This window comes from Zoogloea sp. LCSB751 (genome assembly GCF_002028455.1).
In the GTDB taxonomy this organism is placed as follows: domain Bacteria; phylum Pseudomonadota; class Gammaproteobacteria; order Burkholderiales; family Rhodocyclaceae; genus Zoogloea.
Genome location: NZ_MWUM01000007.1, coordinates 21,831 through 42,410 on the forward strand (window position 1 = coordinate 21,831; position 20,580 = coordinate 42,410).

At 65.8% G+C, this 20,580-nt stretch carries 18 protein-coding genes; 11 read left to right on the forward strand and 7 right to left on the reverse strand.

Going from position 1 to position 20,580, the window contains the following annotated elements; all coding sequences use genetic code 11:
- Positions 1-13 precede the first annotated feature (13 nt).
- The 4 genes from B4920_RS09805 (at position 14) to gshA (ending at position 4,078) form a co-directional block, all read left to right on the forward strand.
- Positions 14-418, forward strand: a complete 405-nt coding sequence (locus tag B4920_RS09805) for a 6-carboxytetrahydropterin synthase (RefSeq protein WP_079434465.1) — start codon at positions 14-16, stop codon at positions 416-418.
- Positions 418-1,467: a glycosyltransferase family 4 protein gene (locus B4920_RS09810; protein ID WP_079434467.1), complete on the forward strand. Its 1,050-nt coding sequence runs from the start codon at positions 418-420 to the stop codon at positions 1,465-1,467. The genes B4920_RS09805 and B4920_RS09810 overlap by 1 nt, the downstream gene beginning before the upstream one ends.
- Complete coding sequence (locus B4920_RS09815) at positions 1,464-2,348, forward strand: hypothetical protein (protein ID WP_079434469.1); 885 nt, start codon at positions 1,464-1,466, stop codon at positions 2,346-2,348. The genes B4920_RS09810 and B4920_RS09815 overlap by 4 nt, the downstream gene beginning before the upstream one ends.
- Before the next feature lie 155 nt (positions 2,349-2,503).
- On the forward strand, positions 2,504-4,078 hold the full coding sequence (gshA, locus tag B4920_RS09820; protein WP_079434470.1) for a glutamate--cysteine ligase: 1,575 nt from the start codon (positions 2,504-2,506) through the stop codon (positions 4,076-4,078).
- Positions 4,079-4,216: 138 nt separating this feature from the next.
- Here the strand turns inward: gshA and B4920_RS09825 are convergent, their stop codons facing one another.
- On the reverse strand, positions 4,217-6,946 hold the full coding sequence (locus B4920_RS09825) for a pitrilysin family protein (RefSeq protein WP_079434471.1): 2,730 nt from the start codon (positions 6,944-6,946) through the stop codon (positions 4,217-4,219).
- Between the two features lie 193 nt (positions 6,947-7,139).
- Between B4920_RS09825 and B4920_RS09830 the strand changes: the two genes are divergently transcribed.
- Genes B4920_RS09830 through B4920_RS09840 form a run of 3 tightly spaced genes read left to right on the forward strand, consistent with a single transcriptional unit; the run spans position 7,140 to position 9,341 of the window.
- Positions 7,140-7,736 (forward strand): RNA polymerase sigma factor, encoded by a 597-nt coding sequence (locus tag B4920_RS09830; protein WP_079434472.1) that lies wholly within the window; start codon positions 7,140-7,142, stop codon positions 7,734-7,736.
- 16 nt (positions 7,737-7,752) lie between these two features.
- On the forward strand, positions 7,753-8,142 hold the full coding sequence (locus tag B4920_RS09835) for a hypothetical protein (protein ID WP_079434474.1): 390 nt from the start codon (positions 7,753-7,755) through the stop codon (positions 8,140-8,142).
- A 23-nt stretch (positions 8,143-8,165) separates the two neighbouring features.
- The gene (locus B4920_RS09840) at positions 8,166-9,341 is read left to right on the forward strand and encodes a metallophosphoesterase (RefSeq protein ID WP_254050896.1); all 1,176 of its coding nucleotides are present in this window, start codon (positions 8,166-8,168) and stop codon (positions 9,339-9,341) included.
- Between the two features lie 18 nt (positions 9,342-9,359).
- Here the strand turns inward: B4920_RS09840 and B4920_RS09845 are convergent, their stop codons facing one another.
- Entirely contained in the window at positions 9,360-10,841 is a 1,482-nt protein-coding gene (locus B4920_RS09845; protein WP_079434707.1) for a DUF3999 family protein, read from the reverse strand.
- A 5-nt stretch (positions 10,842-10,846) separates the two neighbouring features.
- Positions 10,847-14,107, reverse strand: coding sequence for a DUF2339 domain-containing protein (locus B4920_RS09850; protein ID WP_079434476.1), 3,261 nt, complete (start codon positions 14,105-14,107; stop codon positions 10,847-10,849).
- Between the two features lie 91 nt (positions 14,108-14,198).
- Between B4920_RS09850 and B4920_RS09855 the strand changes: the two genes are divergently transcribed.
- Positions 14,199-14,753 carry a dihydrofolate reductase family protein gene (locus B4920_RS09855; protein WP_079434478.1) on the forward strand — a complete coding sequence of 185 codons (555 nt, stop codon included), beginning with the start codon at positions 14,199-14,201 and terminating at the stop codon, positions 14,751-14,753.
- A 120-nt stretch (positions 14,754-14,873) separates the two neighbouring features.
- Here B4920_RS09855 and B4920_RS09860 read toward each other — a convergent pair whose 3' ends face one another.
- Together B4920_RS09860 and B4920_RS09865 are read right to left on the reverse strand one after the other, a co-directional pair.
- A complete protein-coding gene (locus B4920_RS09860; RefSeq protein WP_079434479.1) occupies positions 14,874-15,137 on the reverse strand; it encodes a hypothetical protein in 264 nt (87 codons plus the stop codon).
- An 803-nt stretch (positions 15,138-15,940) separates the two neighbouring features.
- On the reverse strand, positions 15,941-16,417 hold the full coding sequence (locus B4920_RS09865; protein ID WP_216819819.1) for a hypothetical protein: 477 nt from the start codon (positions 16,415-16,417) through the stop codon (positions 15,941-15,943).
- 467 nt (positions 16,418-16,884) lie between these two features.
- Here B4920_RS09865 and B4920_RS09870 point away from each other — a divergent pair, with 467 nt between their 5' ends.
- The 3 genes from B4920_RS09870 to B4920_RS09880 are packed head-to-tail and all read left to right on the forward strand — an operon-like array spanning position 16,885 to position 18,297.
- Entirely contained in the window at positions 16,885-17,181 is a 297-nt protein-coding gene (locus tag B4920_RS09870) for a hypothetical protein (protein ID WP_079434481.1), read from the forward strand.
- The gene (locus tag B4920_RS09875) at positions 17,171-17,746 is read left to right on the forward strand and encodes a hypothetical protein (protein ID WP_216819820.1); all 576 of its coding nucleotides are present in this window, start codon (positions 17,171-17,173) and stop codon (positions 17,744-17,746) included. The genes B4920_RS09870 and B4920_RS09875 overlap by 11 nt, the downstream gene beginning before the upstream one ends.
- Positions 17,743-18,297, forward strand: coding sequence for a hypothetical protein (locus B4920_RS09880; RefSeq protein WP_079434483.1), 555 nt, complete (start codon positions 17,743-17,745; stop codon positions 18,295-18,297). Before B4920_RS09875 ends, B4920_RS09880 begins: the two co-directional genes overlap by 4 nt.
- 31 nt (positions 18,298-18,328) lie before the next feature.
- Here B4920_RS09880 and B4920_RS09885 read toward each other — a convergent pair whose 3' ends face one another.
- Both B4920_RS09885 and B4920_RS09890 read right to left on the reverse strand, forming a co-directional pair.
- Complete coding sequence (locus tag B4920_RS09885) at positions 18,329-19,372, reverse strand: virulence RhuM family protein (RefSeq protein ID WP_079434484.1); 1,044 nt, start codon at positions 19,370-19,372, stop codon at positions 18,329-18,331.
- Between the two features lie 87 nt (positions 19,373-19,459).
- Positions 19,460-20,410 carry a DUF5655 domain-containing protein gene (locus tag B4920_RS09890; RefSeq protein ID WP_079434485.1) on the reverse strand — a complete coding sequence of 317 codons (951 nt, stop codon included), beginning with the start codon at positions 20,408-20,410 and terminating at the stop codon, positions 19,460-19,462.
- Positions 20,411-20,580: the final 170 nt, after the last annotated feature.

Genomic DNA, 20,580 nt, shown 5'->3' on the forward strand with positions numbered 1-20,580 from the left:
CGGAGTCCGCCCCATGTACAGCCTTGCCGTATCCGACCACATCATGATCGCCCACAGCTTCCGCGGCGAAATCTTCGGCCCGGCCCAGCAGCTGCACGGCGCCACCTACGGCGTGGAAGTCGAATTCCGCCGCCGCGAGCTGGACGCCAACGGCCTGGTCTGCGACATCGGCCTGGCCCTTCAAGTCCTCAAGGAAGTGCTGGGCGAATTCAATTTCAAGAACCTCGACACGCTGCCCGAACTGCACGGCAAGAACACCACCACCGAGGTGATGGCCGGCGTGATCTTCCAGCGCCTCAAAACCCGCGTGGCGGCCGGTGACATCGGGCCGGACACCGCCGACGCGCTGGAATCCCTGCGCGTGGTGCTGCGCGAGTCGCCGGTCGCCTGGGCCGCCTTCGAGGGCAGCCTGCACTGATGGAACTGGCCTTCCTGGTGCCCGGCGCGCTGGATCAACTCACCGGCGGCTATCTCTACGACCGGCAGGTCGTGCACGGCCTGCGCGCCCGCGGCCACCAGGTTCAGGTCGTGGAACTGGAAGGCCGCCATCCGGAGGCCGACGAACACGCCCGGCAGGCCGCCGCCATAGCGCTGTCCCGCCTGCCGGACGGCGCCATCGCGGTGATCGATGGCCTGGCCCTGCCAGCTTTCGCTCCGTGCCTGGCACGGGAAGCCACACGCCTGCGCCTGGTCGGCTTCATCCATCACCCCCTGTCGCTCGAAACCGGCCTCGGCCCGGCCGACGCGGACCGCTACGCCACTTTGGAAGCGGACCTGTGGCCGCGGCTGCGCGGCGCCGTCTGCCCCAGCCCGCACACCGCCCGCCATCTGCTGGCCGCCGGCCTGGCCGACGCACGCGTGGCCGTCGCACCACCCGGCACGGCGAGGCCCGCCAGCGGCGGCCCGCGCCGCGCCAGGAGCAGGCTGGAGATCCTCACGGTCGGCACGCTCACCCCGCGCAAGGGGCATCTCATGCTGATCGAGGCGCTGGCCGGCCTGCTCGACCTGGACTGGCACCTCAACTGCATCGGCAGCCTGGAGCGGGCCCCCGACACCGTCAATGCGCTGCGCGCCGCCATCGCCGCCCACGGGTTCGAGGAACGGGTCGTGTTGCGCGGCGAACAGCCCGCCGACCACGTGGCGGAGGCCTACCGCCACGCCGACCTCTTCGCACTGCCGTCCTTCCACGAGGGCTACGGCATGGTGTTCGCGGAAGCCCTGGCCCACGGCCTGCCCATCGTCGCCACTACGGCCGGCGCCATCCCGGACACCGTACCGGCTGCCGCCGCCCTGCTCGTCCCGCCCGGCGACGTGGCAGCCCTGCAGGAGGCGCTGCGGCGCCTGCTCTCCGACACCGCGCTGCGCAGCCGCCTGGCCGCCGGCGCCAGTGACGCCGCCGCGGCCCTGCCCGACTGGACACAGGCCGTCGACCGCTGGGCGGCGGCGCTGGAACAGGTGGCGGCATGACGGGGTTTTCCGCCGCCTGGCTGCGCCTGCGCGAGCCCTTCGACCGCCTGGCACGCAGCGCTGCCCTCGCCCGCGGCTTTGCCGCCGCCGTGCACCGGCAGGCTGAGGGGCCACTGCGGATCGTCGACCTGGCCGCCGGCAGCGGCGCCAATTTCCGGGCCCTGGCTCCCCTGCTGGGCAGCGATCAGGACTGGCTGCTGGTGGACCACGACCCGGCACTGCTCACCGCCCAGCGTGCCGAGATCGTAGACTGGGCCACCCGCCATGGCTGGCGCTGGACGGCGGATGGCGAGCACATCGCCGTCGACACCGGCCAGGCCCGCTGGCGCGTGCGCGGGCTACGCCTCGACCTGGCCAGCGAACTCGAGGCGCTCGAACGGATTCCCTTCGACGGCCTGGTCACCACCGCCTTCCTGGACCTGGTCTCGGCCACCTGGCTGGACCGGCTCGGCAACCTGCTGGCCCGCCAGCAACGGCCGCTGCTCGCCACGCTGACCGTGGACGGCCGCCGGACCTGGCACCCGCCGCATCCCGCCGACGCCCAGGTGCTGGCCGGCTTCACGCGCCATCAGGGCGTCGACAAGGGCTTTGGGGCATCCCTGGCTAACGAAGCCGTCGCCCATCTGGCCGCCGGCCTCGCCGGCCATGGTCATGCGGTGACGACGGCGCGCAGCGACTGGCGCATCGGACCGGCCCAGCAGGACATGCTGCGCTACCTGCTCGATGAGGCCACGGCGGTCGCCCACGCCACCGCCCCCGCCGCCGCCGCCGCCGGACTGATTGCCGGCTGGGCCGCCGCCCGTCGGACCCAGCTAGAGGGCGGCCTGCTGTCCCTGGAAATCGGCCACCTGGATCTGCTGGCGCTGCCGCCACGGCCCTAAGGGATACGCACAATAGTCGTGCATGGGCCTGCTTCCTTCATAATGCCGCCCAACACTGGAGGATGACGCCGCGCGGCACCGCCCGTCACGGCCCGGTCGCCGCCTGCCGGCAGCCCCATCCGCCCCGACTGAATCTGCCCCTAGGAATCCAACCCTTGAGCGATCCCCTGTTGCGCCGCCTGGCCCTCTTCGACCGTGCAGACCAGCACACCCTGCTGCGCCACTGCCGACACGGCGTGGAGCGGGAGAGCCTGCGCGTCGATCCGGCCGGCAACCTGGCCCTGACACCCCATCCGCGGGCCCTCGGCTCGGCGCTGACCCACGCCCAGATCACCACCGATTATTCCGAAGCACTGCTGGAATTCATCACCGACGCCCGCGAGGACGCCGCCGAGACGCTCGACGAGCTGGACACCATCCACCGCTTCGTCCACGCCCACCTCGGCGAAGAGCGGCTATGGCCCCACTCCATGCCGTGCCAGCTGCCGGACGAGGCCACCATCCCCATCGCCGACTACGGCAACAGCCACGTCGGCCAGCTCAAGCACATCTACCGCAAGGGCCTGGCGGTGCGCTACGGCAAGACGATGCAATGCATCGCCGGCATCCACTACAACTTCTCGCTGCCCGAAGCCCTGTGGCCGCTGCTGCAGCAGGAGGAAGGCGACACGCGCCCGGCGCAGGACTGGCAGTCGGCCTGTTACATCGCGCTGATCCGCAACTTCCGCCGCTACAGCTGGCTGCTGCCCTACCTGTTCGGCGCCTCGCCGGCGGTGGGCGCCAGCTTCTTCCGCGGCCAGCCGCACCGCCTCGACACGCTGGACGCCGAAACCCTGTACCTGCCGTGGGCGACCAGCCTGCGCATGAGCGACCTGGGCTACCAGAGCGAGGCTCAGGCCAGCCTGACGCCCTGCTACGACAGCCTGGACAGCTACCTGGACAGCCTGCGCCGCGCCGTGACCACGCCTTACGCCCCCTACGCGGCGGTCGGCACGCAGCGGGACGGAGAGTGGGTGCAGCTCAACACCAACGTGCTGCAGATCGAGAACGAGTACTACTCGACGATCCGCCCCAAGCGCGTGATCAACAGTGGCGAGCGGCCGCTGCAGGCGCTGGGCGCCCGCGGCGTGCAGTACGTGGAAGTCCGCTGCCTGGACCTCAACCCCTTCCTGCCGCTGGGCATCGACCTCACCGAAACGCGCTTCCTCGACGCCTTCCTGCTGTTCTGCGCACTGGAGGACGGCCCCGGCCTGATCTCCGGCGAATGCGGCGAATGCACCGGCAACTTCGCACGCAGCGTCAATGAAGGGCGCAAGCCGGGCCTGCAGCTGAGCCGCCACGGCAAGCCCATCGGCCTCAAGGAATGGGGGCTGGAACTGCTCGAACGCATCGGCGCCTGTGCCGACCGGCTCGACGCCGCCTTCGGCCACGACCAGCACCGCCGCGCGCTGGAAGTGCAACAGGCCAAGCTGGAGGACGTGTCCCTGACGCCCTCCGCACAGGTGCTGCGAAGCCTGCAGGACGACAAGCTGAGCCTGTTCGCCTTCGCCCGCCGCGAGGCCGAACGCCACGCCGAATGGTTCAGCCAGCGCCCGCTGGACGCCGCCACGGAAGCCCGCTTCGAACAGGCCGCCCGCGACTCCCTGGCCGCCCAGGCCCGGCTGGAAAGCGAGCAGCAAGGCAGCTTCGAGGACTACATGGCGCACTACCTGGGCGCCATCCACACCTAGCCTGCGGCTTGTACAGCCGCAGTTGGCCGCCGCCGCTGTCGTAGGGCGAATTCAACGGCTTTGACTCCATCAGCGCAGCCTTCGCCAGCGGCGGATAACTCTAACGGCTGTTCCTGGGATGAAGCGGCGACGGCGCGCCTACTCGCCGCGGCCGACCGACCACACGAGCGGCGCGCCCTGCAGGTACTTGCGGAACACGGCGGTCACTTCGGCGGCGCTGAGGCGGGAAATCTGCGCGTCGTACTGGGCGATCCACGCGTAGTCATGGCCGTTTTCCAGGCCGGCGGACAGCACGCCGACGAAGCCCTTCTCGCTGCGCAGCCCGGTCTTGCGCTCTTCCAGCCAGGTGCGCTTGGCGCGTTCCACTTCCTGCTCGCTGAAACCGTCCTGCAGCGCCCGCTCCAGCTCGGCCTTCAGGCTGGCCAGCGCGGCGGCCGCCTGCGGGCTGGCCGCCGAGGCCTGCAGCCGGAAGCTGCTGCGCGGGTCGAAGCTGCGCCCGGCGAGGCTGACGCCGGCCCCGTAGGCCAGACCTTCCTTCTCCCGCAGACGCTGCCAGATGCGGCTGTCCGCGTCGCCACCGAGCACCTTGGCGGCAATGCGCAGGGCCGGGAAATCCGGCGAATCGTCGGTGATCGGCAGCAGGGCCTGGCCGACCACCGAGGCGTTCGGCTTGGCCGGCATGCGCACCACGATCGGCGCGGTATCGACGGCCGTCGGCGCGGCCTCCTCGCGGATCCGCTCGTAGGGCACCGGGGATTTCGGCAGCCGGGCGACCTTGCCCCAGATGGCCTGCACGTCGTTCGGCGTGAAGTCTCCCACCGCCGCCAAGCGCACGTTGGCGATGCCGTGCAGATCGGCAACGCACTGGCGGGTCTGCTCGTAGGTAGTCGCCCGCACCGCGGCGAGCTGCCTGTCCAGCGGCCACGGCTGATTGGGATGGCCATCGGGGTAATTGTCGAAACGCAGCGTGGCCTGGTTGGCGGCCACCGCGGCCGGGTCCTTCAGCGCGGCTTCGAGGCGGGCGACGGTGGCCGCCTTCAGGCGCTCGAATTCGTTCTTCGGCAGGCTCGGGCTGGCCCATGCCGACAGCAGGATGTCCAGCGCGGCCTCGGCATTCTTGCGTGGCACCTCCAGGGTGATCTCGCCCAGGCTGAGGGACCATTGGGCCTGCAGGGCTTCGAGCCGGGCGTCCAGCTGGTCGCGGTCCAGCCCGCCGCCGCCGTAGGCCAGCAGGCTGCTGCCGAAGTTGCAGGCCACGCGGCGACCGCTCAGCGCCTGCACGTTGCCGTAATCGTTGTTGAGACTGATCCAGGCCAGCTTGCCCTGGGTCTTGCGGGCAATCAGCGCGGCCTTCGCCGCCTCGCCATCGAGCGGGATGCGGGTGGTCGCCCTGCCCAGTTCCGCGGCGCTGCCCGGGATGGGATCACTCACCTCCGCCAGCGCCGGCCACTGGCCGCCGGCCACCAGTTCCTGCGCCGCCGGCGCAGCCGTCCACGCCGGCACCTCGGGCTGGTCGCCGTGGCGCAGCAGCACATCGGCCCGGTTGGTCGGCACGACCCACTTGCGCAGCGCGGCGTTGACCTCTTCCAGCGTCACGTCGCGGGCCCGGTCGCGCTGCCAGAAGAACAACCGCCAGTCGCCGGCCACCTCGGCACGGGACAGCAGGCTGGCCACGCTCTCGTGGTTGCTGGCCAGGCGCTCGTAGCCGTTCAGCTCGGCCTGGCGGGCGCGCTCCAGCTGTTCCTGGGTGATGCCCTGGCGCGCCGCCGTCTCGAGGTGCTCGCGCAGCGCGCGGCCGAGGGCTTCGGCGTCCGCGTCCTTGCCCGCCGAGGCGCTCCCGACCAGCAAGCTGTAGTCGGGCTGGAACTGGGCGCCGCACCGGGCCGACACGGCCAGCTTGCGCTCCAGCACCAGATCCTTGCGCAGGCTGCCCCAGTCCTGCGCGCAGATGGCGCTGACACCGAGATCGAAGGCGTACAGGCTGCGGTCGCGCATGCCCGGCAGCTTCCAGCCGCTGGCGGCGATGGTGGTGCCGGCCGGCAGGAACAGCTCGCTGCGGTTGATGACGGCGCGCGGCTCCTCGCGCGTCCACGTGGCCGGCTTCGGCTCGGCCGGGTTGCGCGCCTCGGCGAACAGGCGGCTGGCCAACGCCAGCACGCGCTGCGCGTCGAAGTTGCCGGTGACGATCAGCGCCGCGTTGTCCGGCCGGTAATGCTTGCGGTGAAAGGCCTGCAGCGCCTCGAAGGGCGCGTCCTCGATGTCGCTGCGCGCGCCGATGGTCGGCCGCCCGTAGCCGTGCCAGAAATAGGACTGGCGCTGCAGCGCACGCATCACCACGCTGCCCGGATCGTTGTCGTTGCGCTCCAGCTCGTTGCGCACCACCGTCATCTCGCTGGTCAGGTGGGCCTTGGTGAAGCTGGCGCGGATGAAGCGGTCCGCCTCCAGGCGCAGCACCTCGTCCACCTTCTCCGGCTCGGCGGCCACCACCTCGAAATAGTTGGTGCGGTCGGTGGAGGTCGTACCGTTCCACGTCGCCCCCAGCGCGGTCAGGTCCCGCTTCAGGTCGGCGCGCGGGCCGGCGCTCTTGAACAGCATGTGCTCCAGCAGGTGCGCCATGCCGGTCTCGCCATAGCCCTCCTGCTTGCTACCGGTCTTCACCAGCAGCTCCACCCGCACGCTCGCCGCCGACGGAAACGGCGCCAGGATGATCTTGAAGCCATTGGCCAGCCGGTACGACGCAAACCCGCCCGCCTCGGCCTCCGCCTTCGGCACGGCCGCCTCGGTTTTCCCCGCGGCCTCCGCGGCGGGCATCAGCATCTGTACGGCAAGAAAGACGGCCAGGGGCAGGCGACGGGGGATCAGGGACATGATGGCGCAGGGCTCGAAAACGTCATAAAGGGGCGCTGATGATAACGCGCGGGGCTGGGGCGAACCTTGCGCGGAAGGGACAGCGCTTATGCGAAGTTTTGCTAAGCAGTCCGGCTAGACTTCACATGCGCAGGCCCCCAACTATTTTTCCCGTATCCCACAATATCCACGCCCGGCGTTCGTCTACCCAGGCATGGACGCATCGTTTTCACTTCCTCTGCCCCACGAAGAGCCCACGCCGATGGCCGAGCAGGACCGACGCCTGACTGAAACCATCGCCCGCGAGAGCGGGCGGCTGGGCAGTTTCATCCGTCAGCGGGTGCCGGACTCGGGCGAGGCGGAGGACATCCTGCAGGATGTCTTCTTCGAGCTGGTGCAGGCCTGGCGTCTGCCGCAGCCGATCGAGCAGGTCGGCGCGTGGCTGTTCCGGGTGGCGCGCAACCGCATCGTGGACCGCTTTCGCAAGCGGCGCGACGAGCCCCTGCCGCTCGCCGGGCCGGAGGACGGCGACGACGACGCGCACTGGCTGGACAACGCGCTGCCGGCCGGCGACGGCGGGCCCGAGGCGGCGCACCTGCGGCGGCTGTGGCTGGAAGCCATCGCGGCGGCCCTCGACGAATTGCCGCCGGGGCCACGCGACACCTTCATCGGCCACGAGATCGACGGGCGCAGCTTCAAGGACATGGCAGCCGACAGCGGCGTCCCCCTGAACACCTTGCTCGGCTGGAAGCGCCAGGCGGTGCTGCACCTGCGCGAGCGCCTCCAGCCCCTTTACGACGAACGAAACTGAACGGGAAACAACCAAGATGAAATGCTCTACCGAGAAATCCGGCTGCGTATCGCGCTGCATCAAGATCGGCCTGCTGGCCGTGGCCGGCGTCGGCGCCCTCACCTGGGTCGTCATGGAATTGTGGAACTGCCTGCTGCCCGACCTGTTTGCCGGCGTCTCGCGCATCGGCTACTGGCAGGCGCTGGGCGTGCTGGTGCTCAGCCGGATCCTCTTCGGCGGCCTGCGCGGCGGCTGCCACGGCCACTGGCGCGAGCGCCGGGCCCAGTGGGAGAGCCTGACGCCGGAAGAGCGCCAGCAGCTCAAGGGCCGCTTCCACAGCCGCTGGGGCCGCTGCGGGTTGCCGGGCAAGACCGACACCCCGGAGAGCACTGGCGACAGCAGCGATCAATCTTCCGGCAAGGCCTGAAACAACCAGAACGGATGCCCCCCATGCCCCAGACCCGCACCGAGATGCCGCCTTCAAGCAGCCAGACGCGCCTGCCCAGCCACCTGCGCCGCGCGCTGTGGCGCATGCTGCCGCTAATCGGCGCCCTGCACGCCTACATCGGCTGGCGGCTGCTGCCGCCCCTCGACCTGGGCCCGGCCGGCCTGGCGCTGGCCATCGGCGGGCTGGTGCTGTCCACCGGCCTCATGCCGCTCGGCCTGCTGGGGCGCTTCCTCGTCACCAACCAGGCGCTGGCCGACCGGCTCTCCTGGCTGGGCAGCCTGGCGATGGGCTGGCTGTCCTCGGTGCTGGTGCTCACCGTGCTGCGCGATGTCGCCCTGCTGATCGCCGATGCGCCGTCGCTGGCCGAGCCGAGCGCCCTGGCCGTCCTCGGGCTGGCCAGCCTGTTCACCGTGGTCGGCTATTTCAATGCCCGGCGGCTGGCCGGCATCGTCCGCGTGGATATCCCGCTGGCCGACCTGCCGCCGGAGCTGGCCGGCTTCACCATCGTCCAGCTCAGCGACATCCACGTCGGGCCGACGATCAAGCGCGACTACGTGCAGGCCATCGTGAACCGCGTCAATGAACTGGATGCCGACCTCGTCGCCATCACCGGCGACGTGGTCGACGGCAGCGTCGACCAGCTGCGCGCCCATACCGCGCCGCTGGGCGGCCTGCTGAGCCGGCATGGCAGCTATTTCGTGACCGGCAACCACGAATACTATTCCGGCGCGGCGCCGTGGATGCGCGAGTTCGAGCGCATCGGCCTGCGCGGGCTGCACAACCGCCACGTGGTCATCCACCACCGCGGTGGCCGCTTTGTGCTGGCCGGCGTGACCGACTATTCCGCCGGCGCCTTCGACGCCGCCCATGCCAGCGACCCGCATGCCGCCCTGGCCGGCAGCCCCGCCGACCTGCCGCGCATCCTCCTCGCCCACCAGCCCCGCTCGGCCCCCGCCGCCGACGCCGCCGGCTTCCACCTGCAGCTGTCCGGCCACACCCACGGCGGCCAGTTCTGGCCGTGGAATTTCTTCGTACCCCTGCAGCAGCCCTTCACCGCCGGCCTGCACCGCCACGGCGGACTGCAGGTCTACACCAGCCGCGGCACCGGCTACTGGGGGCCACCGAAACGCTTCGGCGCGCCGTCGGAGATCACCGTGCTGCGGCTGGTGGCGGCCTGAGCGACGGTCCCCTCCGCCTCAAGCTTCCTTGCCCACATTCATCTGCCGGACCAGCCGCCAGACCATTCCGCCCAGGATGGCGACGCCGAGCAGCAGCACGCCCCACAGGATGTAAGTGCGCTGCCGGGCCGCGGCGGCGGCCTGACTGGCGGCGCTGGCTGCGGCGGCACCGCTGCGGCCGACCTGCAGCTCGCCGACTTGCGCCTGCTCCAGCTGCCTGAGTTCGACCGGGGTGAATCCCGGCGCCACCTGGTCGAGCGTCCGGTTGAGCGGAGGCGCATCGCTGCGGCCGAAGCTGAGGGTATAGGGCGGCGTGCCGCCGGCCAGGAAGATCAGCGTTGCGGCCTGCCACGACAGCCCGAGCTCCGGTTGAGCGGTCGCGGCGGCATTCAGAGGCCGGATCACCCATTCCTGCTGATGGCCTACGCCAAGGCCGATGCCCACGGCGCCCGAGCGGCGGGTCTGGCCGTCCTGGGTGATCCGGTAGAAGGTGGCCTGGGAGCGCGGCTGAAAGACCCACTCGGTGGTTTTGCCAGCCTGGCGGCTGGGGCGCTCGACGTAGGCGCCGAGGGCCATCGGATAGACGATGTTCGCCTCCTGCAGCCCGAGGCTGAACTGCTCCACGGGCAAGGCGACTCCCGCCGCGTAAACCAGATCGCCGGCCTGCCTGCCGGCGACGGGCTTGATCCACAGGGTTTCGCGGGCCGGCTCGCTGCTTTGCGGCTTGACCGTTTCCGCGGTGATGCCCGGAAACAGGATCGGCTCGCCCCGCCGCCAGCTCAGGCGCGCGTAGCGGAAGGACTGCGGACTCAATTCGAGGCGGTCGCTGGCCAGGGTCTGGGCGCCGTCGTTGCGCAGCCAGCTCAGCTCGGCGACGCCGGCGGTGTGCCATTGCTTGAGGTCGTCGCTGGTTTCCAGCCAGACCTCGGCGCTGTAGCTGCCCTGCCCGCTGGGAGCCTGGAAGCGCAAGGCTTCGATGCGCAGCGGATCGTTGTCGTCGCCTTTGGCCGCTGGACCGAAATCCAGGATCAGCTGGCTGATGGCGGCACGGTCACGGTCCGGCACGCGGCCGGTCCGCGCCTGCACCGACTGCACACTGCCATCGGAGCGGGTCTGGATGTCGATATCGATCGGCGCCCTGCTGGCAGCCGTAGACGCCCCACCGCGGACCGGAAAAATGCGCGCCGCCAGAACGCCATGCCGGGCCGGCTGCTCTGCCGGTGGGCGATACAAGGCATGCGGCTGGACCATGCTATGCGCATCAAAAACCCGCAGATCGTCGAGCTCCGCCGTTCTGGCCTTGAGATAGACAGTCTGCGGCAGGCGCAGGCTGACCACGCCCTGCTTGCCGTTGACCTGCAGGGGCAGCGCGTAGGCGTAGTCCACCGGGGTGTCCGCGGGGGAATCCGATTTCACCGCGGTGGACGCCGCCACGGCCGGGGCGGCGAGGCTTGCCGCCAGCAGGACAGCGGGAAAGGCCAGGACTCGCGGTGGGTACATGGCAGTCATTGCGCGACGGACGGTTTCTTGTCGGTGGGTTCGGTGGGAAATGGGGCCAGATACCCGATGGCCAGCATCAGGACGCCGACGCCGAGGAAGGACACGATACGCTCGATGCCACCGATGTTGGAGAGGTCCACCAAGAACAGCTTGCCGATGACCAGCCCCAGCAGCCCGGCCCCCGCCATCCAGGGCTTGCGCAGCAGGCGCCGGGCGGCGAAGCGCATCAGCACCAGCGCCGTGGCGCTCCATACCAGCGACAACATGGCCTGAACGAATTGCGAGCGGAACAGCGCGTCGCTCTGGTAAGGGATGTCGAGGAAGTGGGCGGCGCTGCGCAGCAGCATCAGGTTGAACCACACATAGGCGGCGCCGGCCGCAAGCTGTGGCAGCCAGTCCGGCAGCCGGCGTTCGCCGCCGGGCGCGGTGAGCCGCCAGCTGGCCACGGCGAGCAGTGCGGCGTAACCGGTGGTGAGGTCGAGGGGGTTGAGCAGCGGCAGGTAGGGCAAGGGCGCCATCAGGCCATTCTGGGTGAAGTTCCAGATCACGGCGACCCCGACGGACCACAGCGTACCCAGCGGGATGAGCACGCTCCGGTACCAGTCGGCAATCGGCGTGGTCGGCCAGCGCTCGCTGCGGGCGCGGGGGATCAGCAGCGCCACGTAGGCCATCATCGCCCAGGCCGGCAGGTAGCGCGCCCAGCTGCCGGCCGTGAACCAGCCGCCGGCAGCCAGCAGTTCGGCCTGTTCCGGCGAATCGGCCTGCAGGCCCAGGATGACCAGATGGTGCCCGAGCGGCCACAGGATGAGCCACGGACCGACCGTGCGGAGGGTGTGCAGCACCCGCAACAGCCGGGGCTGGCGTGCCGGCAGCAACCAACCGGCGCGACCGGCATCCCGCAGCAGCCATTCGCTGGCGGCCCACAGCGCGACAAAGGCCAGCCACACCGGCCACGGGGGAATGGCGAGCTGGTTGCCGAGCTGCTCGAGAATCCGCAGCGTGGCGTGGAGCAGGCCCGGCCACACGGCGGCGGCGAGCCAGCGCAGCTCGGCCCATTGCCAGCGCGTGGCCAGGCGGGCAAAGAGCGGCGCGGCCAGCGCCAGGAAGAGGCAATAGAGGGGATGGACGAGCGGCCAGGCCGTCTCGCGGAACAGATCATGGCTGGCGAGAACCTGCTCCCCCCAGCCGTTGAGGCTGCCCAGCACCCAGGCAAACCACCAATAGGCGGCCCAGCCGAGCAGGATGCGGGAATGCAGGCGATAGCGGCCTTCCGGCTGGCGCAGGAAGGCCCGGCTGCTGACCCCCGCGCCCAGCGCAAGCAGCAGGCCGCCGAGGAAGCCGGTATCGAAAAGACTGTCGCTGACAAGCTGCCCCGCAACGGTGAAGTCGAAATCCAGCAACCAGAAGAGGGCCAGACCGGCGAGCACCTGCGGAACCAGCGCGAAATAACGCGCGATGGGCCATTCCAGGCGCCCGGCGATCACGCCGAGGATGGCGGCCACGGCCATCGCGCTCAGCACATACAAGGTATGCGCGTGCGCGCCGCCGTGCAGGAAGATCTCCGACCAGGCGCCGACCAGCAGCCACAGCGCGGCAAAGAAGAGGAAGAAGGTGGCCAGCGTGGCGGCGATCGGGACGGACGAGCCTTCGCTGGCGTCGGCAAAGCTTTCCTTGCGGAAATTCATCGCCATGACGAAGCCGGTACCCGCCAGCAGCAGGAAGCCGAGCCACAGATTGGACTGGGTGGCGACGTCCGGCTGCAGGCCACTGACCGATGCCACGTAGGACACCCAGGCGCCGACCTGAACCAGCACGCCGAACACCCAGGCCAGCGTCTGCTTCTGGCGCAGACCGACCCACACGATGCCGGCGCCTTCCAGCGCCCAGGCGGCCGAGGTCCAGCGGCCATCGAGGGCAAACGGAATGGCCAGGGTGCCGAACACGATGCCGAGGGCCAGGAAGGACTCGACCAGCAGCTTCAGCGTGTCGCCGCGGCGCCGCCACAGGGCCACAGTAAGGCCGGTGTAGAACAGCCCCAGCGCCAGCGCCGAGAAGGCCAGCCCGAAGGGCGTGTCGCGGACGAGGCCGTATTGCAGGCCGAAGGCCAGCAGCGGCGTGCCGAAGACCAGCGTGCCGTCCACATAGTGCTTGAGGCGCGGCGCCTGGCGGCTGGCGTAGAGGATGGCGATGGCGACGTAGAAGACGAAGAACAGGATCAGGAAACCCTGGGCCGAGAAATAGTCTTCAGGCCGGTAGCGCAGCACGCCCCAGGCCGTGCCGATCAGGAAGGTGAAGGCGAAGCCGAGCAGGTTGAGCAGCCGCCACGAGCGCTTGAGCGCGATGGCCAGAACCCCGGCGTTGAGCAGCGCGTAGTACGAGAACAGGCCGATATGGCTGCCCTGCCCGGTGGAGGTCAGGATCGGCGCCGCAAAGCCGCCGACGATGCCGAACACCGCCAGCCAGACCGCATCCTGCAGGACCGCCAGCAGGCAGGTGAACAAGGTCAGGACGAACAGCAGTGCGAAGGCCAGGCCGCCCGGAATCAGGTCGTACAAACGGAAGGCGCCGAAGGTCACCAGCATCAGGATGCCGAGGGCCGCCCCCTGCACCGGCAGGCTGATCGACGCGCGGCTTGCGCGGATGCGCCAGCCCCACAGCAGCAGGGCGATGTCGGCGACCACGATGCCGGCCAGACGCAGCTCGATCGGCACCGAGACCCGCGCCGCGGCGTACTTGAGCAGGAAACTGACGCCGAAGAAGAGAATCAGCAGGCCGACCTTGGCCACCAGATTGCCGCCGAACAGCCAGGCCTTGGCGGCCAGCAGCCAGGCCGGTGGCGGTGCCGGTTCGTAAGCCTCCGGCGGCGGAGCGGGCCGGACGGGCTCGGCAGGCGTCTCCACGGTGCCGGGCATCGTGGCCGGCACCGGCTCGTAGTCGGCCACGGCCTCCGCAAGCGGAGCCGGCTCCCGGCCCGGCAGCGCCGGCACGAACACCGGGCCATAATCGATTTCGGCAGGGACGGCCGCCGGGGCTTCGCCGGGCGTCGGAGCCACGGACGCTTCGACTGGCCGGACGGCGGGAACCTCGGGCGACTCAGCCGTCCGGGCTGCACTGGCTTGACGATAAAGCTGCTGGATCCGCTCCTCCTGCAGCAGGACCTTTTGCTCCAGGTCCCCCAACCGGCGCCGGGCGCCGATCACCAGGAACAGCAGCACGATGGGCGCGATGACAAAGGCAAACGCCAGCAGGACGAGCAGGGATTCCATGCGGATCTTCCGTGCAGGAGGGGTGTGCCGGATTATCACATGAGAGTAATTTTCGCCGTGTGCACAACGCCTTTGGCAAGAGGTGAGCAGAATGACGAAAACCCAGTACTACACCGCCTCCAGTCTCGATGGCTTCATCGCCACCGAGGACGACTCACTGGAATGGCTGTTTCCCCTTGGCGATCTGAACGCGTCCAGCTATCCTACCTTCATCGCAGAAGTCGGCGCGCTGGCCATGGGGTCCTCCACCTATGAATGGATGCTCCGCAACGCCGACCAGGTGGCCGCCGAAACCGGCTCACCCTGGCCCTACACCCAGCCGGCCTGGGTATTCACCACCCGCCAGCTCCCCATCGTCGAAGCTGCGGACATCCGCTTCGTCAAAGGCGACGTGCGCGAGGTGCACCAGCAGATGCGCGCCGCAGCGGGGCCGAAGAACATCTGGATCGTCGGCGGCGGAGACCTGGCCGGGCAGTTTCATGACGCTGGCCTGCTCGATGAAATCATCATCCAGGTCGGCTCCGTGACCCTCGGCAAAGGGAAACAGATCTTCCCACGCCGCGTCCTGAGCCCCACACTGCGGCTGACGTCAGTTCGCCAGATGGGGACCAGCATGGTGGAACTGCGGTATGAGATTGGGAGATAGCGGAAGGCCCATTTTGACAGAGCGTCCCAGCCCTTTGTGGAGCAAGTGTGCCGTTACGACGCCAACCAGCACGACATACGCAACGGCAAGAAACACCTGCCCTCTGGCCCAACTGATCCCCTAAGGGCGCCCCCGCGCCCGCAAGGCCTCGAACAATTCCTGCACCTCCTCCGCGATCATCGCGCAGGCCCACAGGTAATTGTCTTGGTAAGTGGGACTGAGACGCCGAAAGGCGTCGCCCGAACTGCCGAAAGTCACGGCAAGCAAGGCCTGGAGCTGGGCCTGACGGGCGGAAAGCTGGTCGGTGAGCGCCAAATTTCCAACTTCGTCGTTGAGCAGGTAAAGCGGATCGGCCGTTGCAGGAAACGCCATCGGCGTGCTCATGCGACACTCCTTCCGATGACGATCGGATGACATGCAGGCATGACACTGCTCGGACGGAGACGGTAAAGCAGGGTTCGGGCAAGTGGGCCCATTTCGCGGTGGTGCATGGTGATAGCTCCTATGTCTGCGATATGGATTTCCGCGCTCTCGTTCCAATGAGGGCGGCGGAACCGTACGGGGTTGGAACTACCGGGACATAGGAACCGGCCAGCCTCACGGCTGCCCCGCACGGCCCGCCATAGGATGGACGCAGCCATGCACCAATAGAAAAAACCGCGCACAGCGCGGCCTGATCGTATCGGCCTATGTCGATCCGGGGTTCCAATCCCGGTCACCATTGTTTAGGTAACGAGTGAAGTATCGGCCCGAGTTACAGCGGGGGTCAAGATTTGCGGCGATCCCGGCCAACTGGCGATCCGCCCCAACTATCCGGTTTTATCCTGAACAAGATAAAACCGGATAAAACACGCCAGACCTGGACAGACTCTCGCCTCTCCGACTTGAACCTTCGATGCGCGGAGCCGAACGCTTGATGCCGGGATTTGAACTCGCTTCCCTCGGAGCTGAGCATTTGATCCCGCGATGGGAGTCCACTTCCCTCGGAACTCAGCATTTGATCCCACGATTGAAGCCCACTTCCCTCAGAGCGAAGCGCTAGAGGCTGCGACATGAGCTGGCTCACCCCTGATGGAAGCCCGTTCATGTCCGAAGGAAGCTGGCTCACCAAAAATTGAAACCCGTGAAGCTCAGAGCAACACGGGTTTCGATCCGGGCCTCGCGCACTCCCCTGCAAGCAAGGACCATCAGGCCGGAACGGCACCCGTTTCATCGCGACGCCGACTCTGCCCCTTGAAACGCGTCGACGCCTGAGCGCGGAGTTCATCCAGTGCCGTGCCCTTGCCCGCGAGCTTGGCAAAACGGTAAGCCTCCAGGGCCGCAGCGTAGATGTCGCTGCCCAGCGCCATCTCGGTGTCCTCCCCGCGCTGAGTCAGCGCGGTCAGACGGGCCAGCACCGGACGCAGGCGATCCAGCGCCTGGATGTCCGCGCCAAACTCCTTGAGATCGAAAGTCCCCGGCAGGATCTCCGGAGACTGGGCGATCACGTCATACGCCTTGCGCGCAAACATCTCCGACTTCGGCCCCATCTTGCTCAGCTCCCGCCGCTGATCCACCGACAGGGAAATCAAAACCGCCAACTGCTGCTCCAGCACCTCCAGGGCTTTCTGGACCAGGTCGATCTGCTCAACGGACAGCGGCAGTGAAATCACATTCTGGGTCATCCTCTTGCTCCTTCTCGGCTTGCCGATTCATGACATTGGCACGAAATTGTGCGAGGGGGATTCTGGGAGAGGGGTGTAGAATATGTCAATTAGATTATCCAGAGCTCGCCGAATGCTCGATGACGGAATCTGTAGTGTGGCTGACGCAAGCAATGAACCCCAACGAAAGAGAAATAAATATGTACTGGCGTCTGTTCGTTCGTGAGGGAGACAGTCTCACCCCAGGCGGGGGCAGAGTGCGCCCGAATCCTCAGCAGTGGTCAATAACCTATGATGGGAAACATGGTTGCTTCGAGGGCGACCCAGTGTATTGCGATACCTGCAAAAGTTGGGGTGTGACTAAGTGCGTACCGCCCTACCATCCCCATACAGGAGCAGACGGCCGACAAGCGAACTTGGACGGGGATCTGTGTCTTTGCAAATGCCCGACGCCGCCACGCCTCAAAGCATTATCTGGCAACGCCCGTATGAGCTTTGAAGGCCATGAGATTGCACAAATGGCCGGTGCAGAAGGGTGGCTTGCGCATGCGGGTCACACATCGGTTCCAGTAACGGCCAAGGCGTTCAACGACTGGTTCCGTCTGGTCGACGACGAGACAGGAACCCCCTTGGCCCACTGCGAATACGTGGTGCACCGGGCAGACGGCCGATCAGAATACGGTGTGACAGATGCCCAAGGCTACACCCACCTGGTGGGTAATACGAACAACGCCGAGGGTATCCGCATCGAGATGGGTGATTGGGAGGATTTGAATGAGCAATAGTGTGGCCCGTAGGGCTCATCATTCTTCACGCGTACCGCTGATGGCTGCAGCCAATGCGACCACCACGTCTGCCGGCGATACCGATCCGAAGACGCTCAAGATCGACAAGAAGGCCGTGCGGCGTGCGCAGAACGAAGAATTGTTGAAGAACAAGAATGTGCAGGCGTTTCTGCAAATGACGGCCAAAGCCGAGGGGGGTGACTATCACGCCAAATTCGGATGGGTTCGTGGCAAGGACGCCTGGACCTTCTCCGACGAATCAACTCACCCCGGAGTGGGCAAAGACGGCCATACGACTGCGGCAGGGCTTTACCAAATCAACCGCGCCTGCTGGACAGAACATGGGATCAAATCACAAGGGTTGGTCGACTTCTCTCCGCACACGCAGGACTTGATTGCGGTCGACAACATTCGCAGCTTCAAGATGATCCAACACATTGTCGACGGCGAGATCAAAACCCCCATCAAGGTACTACTGACGAGAAAGCAATGGACTTCGTTCGGTGTGCACAAGTACGAAACGCTGGAAGCTTGGTACAAAGCAGCTGGCGGCACGCTCAAATGACGTCGAAGTTCGCTTGGTTGTCCTTGGTTGTTTCCATCGGAGCCCAGGCCTCTGACCCCATCCTGACGACACAAACTGACGACAGCACAAAATCAGGCTGGAGTTTGCCCAGTGCCACAGTCGCGCGCTCGATCTTCGGGTCTCTTGATGCCGACCTGAAGAGTCTCTTGGGCGACTATTTCAAAGAGCATAAGGAAATCAGGGACAAACGAACTATTCTCGCCGCAAGAAACGTTGCCATTTGTTCAGCGTGCCCAGGCAAATATGCATTCATCAGAGCATCGGCCGAGCACTTCTCGCCACTGGCTGGAGCGCACACGTTCTCCTATTGGATCGTCGATGACCGCAATAAAGTCTTGCTGTACGGCGGTGCGGATCGTGTCGATGTCGTGGCGACAGACAAATCTTTCGCGTCGGTCGATGAAACTAACTGCACGGCGGTGAAGTGCTACAAGACACGCTACGACTTTGATGGGAAGCGCTACGTGCCGGGGGGATGCCAGGAGTTCGACATGGACGGGCGTAATCTTGGGCGCTGTAAGCTTGACTAAAGAGGTACTAAATTGAGAGCTCTGAGCTCTCTCACTTTTGCGCCTTCCTGCCCTGTTTCGGCAGCACTTTGGCGGCGTCTTCCAGCATCTGCACGTTGTGCATACTGCCCTCGGCCTCCAGCAGGGCACGACGCTGGGCCGCAAAGCGCTCGTATTCCACGTCAGCATGCACCATCGCCTGCTTGTGCGATCGACTGCCCGCATCCTGCAAGACTTCGCGGTCGTTGAACCTCAGGAAGTCATCGAGCTTCGTCTCCCAGTCCTTGAGGAAGACCGCCTTACGGCGCTTCGCCTGATCCTCGGCGAAATCCAGCCACATCGTCACGATGCGGTTCAGCTCTTCGATCTCTCCTTCAAACAGGTAATTCTTTGCCACGCGTACGTCGGCCTTGCTCACACGCCCGGTCTTCGTATGCGTCAGCCCCATGTTCGGCGCCAGTGCGTCGGCCCGGGCCAGAATCAACTCCGCCGCCGTCATGCCGGTGATAGCAACATGCAGCTTGTTCTGGATGGTCTGAAAGAACTGCGTGGTTACCGACAGGCTCGGCACGTAGTCCGTAGCCATCGCAAAAATCTCGCGCACGCGCAGATACATCCGCCGCTCGCTGGCGCGAATGTCGCGGATGCGGTCGAGCAACTCGTCGAAGCGATCCGGCGCGCTCGAAGAGCCCACCGGAGGATTCTTCAGGCGCTCGTCGTCCAGCGTAAAGCCCTTGACGAGGTATTCGCGCAGCCTCTCGGTTGCCCAGCGGCGGAACTGCGTGCCGCGCACCGAACGCACACGGTAGCCCACGGCGAGGATGGCATCGAGGTTGTAGTGATCGAGGTTACGGCTTACCTGCCGGCTACCTTCCTGACGAACTATTAGGAATTTCCTAATAGTTGCCTCCGGCTGCAGCTCGCTATCAGCATAGATCGTCTTCAGGTGCTCGTTGATCGTCGGCACCCTCACCTGGAAGAGTTCGGCCATCAGCGCCTGCGTGAGCCACAACGAATCTTCTACAAATCGGCACTCAATGCGGGTGTGGCCATCGTCGCTCTCGTACAGCAGAAATTCGCCGGCAGGGGAGTTCATTTACTATTCCGCCCTTCTGTTCAACGTATTCTTCCTTATGGGCGAGTCAGCTCGCGTACGCTGAATAACCCATATAAATATTAAGACTCAGTTTTCCTGATAGGCGCGCTCGATAAGTGGCTTCACCTTTTCAAAATCCGCGGGCTTACGCAACACAACCTCCAGATCACCTGTTCCCCAATGGCCAATGTTGGTCACGTCCCGAGTAAAGCCCTTTTCCAGATCAACTGTTTCTGGATCAAGTTTCAGTGTCAGAAAAACATGAGGGTCTTGTTTGGAGATCAGCGACATGCAAACGAAGTTTTTCAGGCGACGGAAGGCGACGTAAAGTTTGAGGGGTTTTTCGATGATGTCGTCCCCCTGGACAAGAATGAAGCTTCGCGTCTGCTCGAACAGTGCGAGCAATTCCGGCGATGCCGTTGCTACTTGGTCAGCATGGGTTTTCATCGCCAGCGTTGAGGCTGCCAACGTCTTTGCGGGCTTAGTTTCGACAGGGATATCTTCTGTAATGCCAGCCGATGCGGTACTTGCTGCACTGGAGCCGTTGACCAGTTCGAAGAGCAACAAATCATCCCCAAACAACTTATAGCGGATCAGTTCAATGTTCCGGTTGATCTGTGCAACCGCATGTTCATCGTAACGTGTGAAGTCGGCTGCAATACACAATAGCCGTGTTCCACTCCACTCAATCTTGTCGGCTTCCTCCTTATCTAGCTTGTCCATGACAAGCAGGCGAAAATCCGCCTTGTGATCGAGTAACCAATCCAGGTAAAACAAACCCTGATTGATAACATTTTCATTACTGTGACGCTTGTACTCAATGATCACCGGACAGCCGTTCTCATCCAGACCTAAGGAGTCGATGCGCCCCCGATGCTTATTTCCAGTGCTGTACTCCGTAGCCAAGAAACGCACACCAAGAAAAGTCTCCATCTGGGACTCAATCAGGTTTTGCAATGTCTTCTCAATAGCAGCAGATTTTCCTGCTAATTCGCTTGCTGCGTTCTCCGAATATTTAAAAAGCTTGATGTCGCTCACTTCGTCACCCTAAAAATGCTGCACCACACACAAGAAAAAAGCCCCTATATGGGGCTTTTTTCTTACCTTGGCATAGATTGCGTTTTCCGTGTAACCCAAAAACCCTTTGTCGGATGACACACTAAGTGAAATCAGATCCTCTGATTTCAAAGACTTTTTTCATTTTCTTC

Coding starts and splice junctions, on each gene's coding strand:
- B4920_RS09805 (WP_079434465.1), top strand. CDS start 14: ATGTACAGCCTTGCCGTATCCGACCACATCATGATCGCCCACAGCTTC.
- B4920_RS09810 (WP_079434467.1), top strand. CDS start 418: ATGGAACTGGCCTTCCTGGTGCCCGGCGCGCTGGATCAACTCACCGGC.
- B4920_RS09815 (WP_079434469.1), top strand. CDS start 1,464: ATGACGGGGTTTTCCGCCGCCTGGCTGCGCCTGCGCGAGCCCTTCGAC.
- B4920_RS09825 (WP_079434471.1), bottom strand. CDS start 6,946: ATGTCCCTGATCCCCCGTCGCCTGCCCCTGGCCGTCTTTCTTGCCGTA.
- B4920_RS09830 (WP_079434472.1), top strand. CDS start 7,140: ATGGACGCATCGTTTTCACTTCCTCTGCCCCACGAAGAGCCCACGCCG.
- B4920_RS09835 (WP_079434474.1), top strand. CDS start 7,753: ATGAAATGCTCTACCGAGAAATCCGGCTGCGTATCGCGCTGCATCAAG.
- B4920_RS09840 (WP_254050896.1), top strand. CDS start 8,166: ATGCCCCAGACCCGCACCGAGATGCCGCCTTCAAGCAGCCAGACGCGC.
- B4920_RS09845 (WP_079434707.1), bottom strand. CDS start 10,841: ATGTACCCACCGCGAGTCCTGGCCTTTCCCGCTGTCCTGCTGGCGGCA.
- B4920_RS09850 (WP_079434476.1), bottom strand. CDS start 14,107: ATGGAATCCCTGCTCGTCCTGCTGGCGTTTGCCTTTGTCATCGCGCCC.
- B4920_RS09855 (WP_079434478.1), top strand. CDS start 14,199: ATGACGAAAACCCAGTACTACACCGCCTCCAGTCTCGATGGCTTCATC.
- B4920_RS09860 (WP_079434479.1), bottom strand. CDS start 15,137: ATGAGCACGCCGATGGCGTTTCCTGCAACGGCCGATCCGCTTTACCTG.
- B4920_RS09865 (WP_216819819.1), bottom strand. CDS start 16,417: ATGACCCAGAATGTGATTTCACTGCCGCTGTCCGTTGAGCAGATCGAC.
- B4920_RS09870 (WP_079434481.1), top strand. CDS start 16,885: ATGAGCTTTGAAGGCCATGAGATTGCACAAATGGCCGGTGCAGAAGGG.
- B4920_RS09875 (WP_216819820.1), top strand. CDS start 17,171: ATGAGCAATAGTGTGGCCCGTAGGGCTCATCATTCTTCACGCGTACCG.
- B4920_RS09880 (WP_079434483.1), top strand. CDS start 17,743: ATGACGTCGAAGTTCGCTTGGTTGTCCTTGGTTGTTTCCATCGGAGCC.
- B4920_RS09885 (WP_079434484.1), bottom strand. CDS start 19,372: ATGAACTCCCCTGCCGGCGAATTTCTGCTGTACGAGAGCGACGATGGC.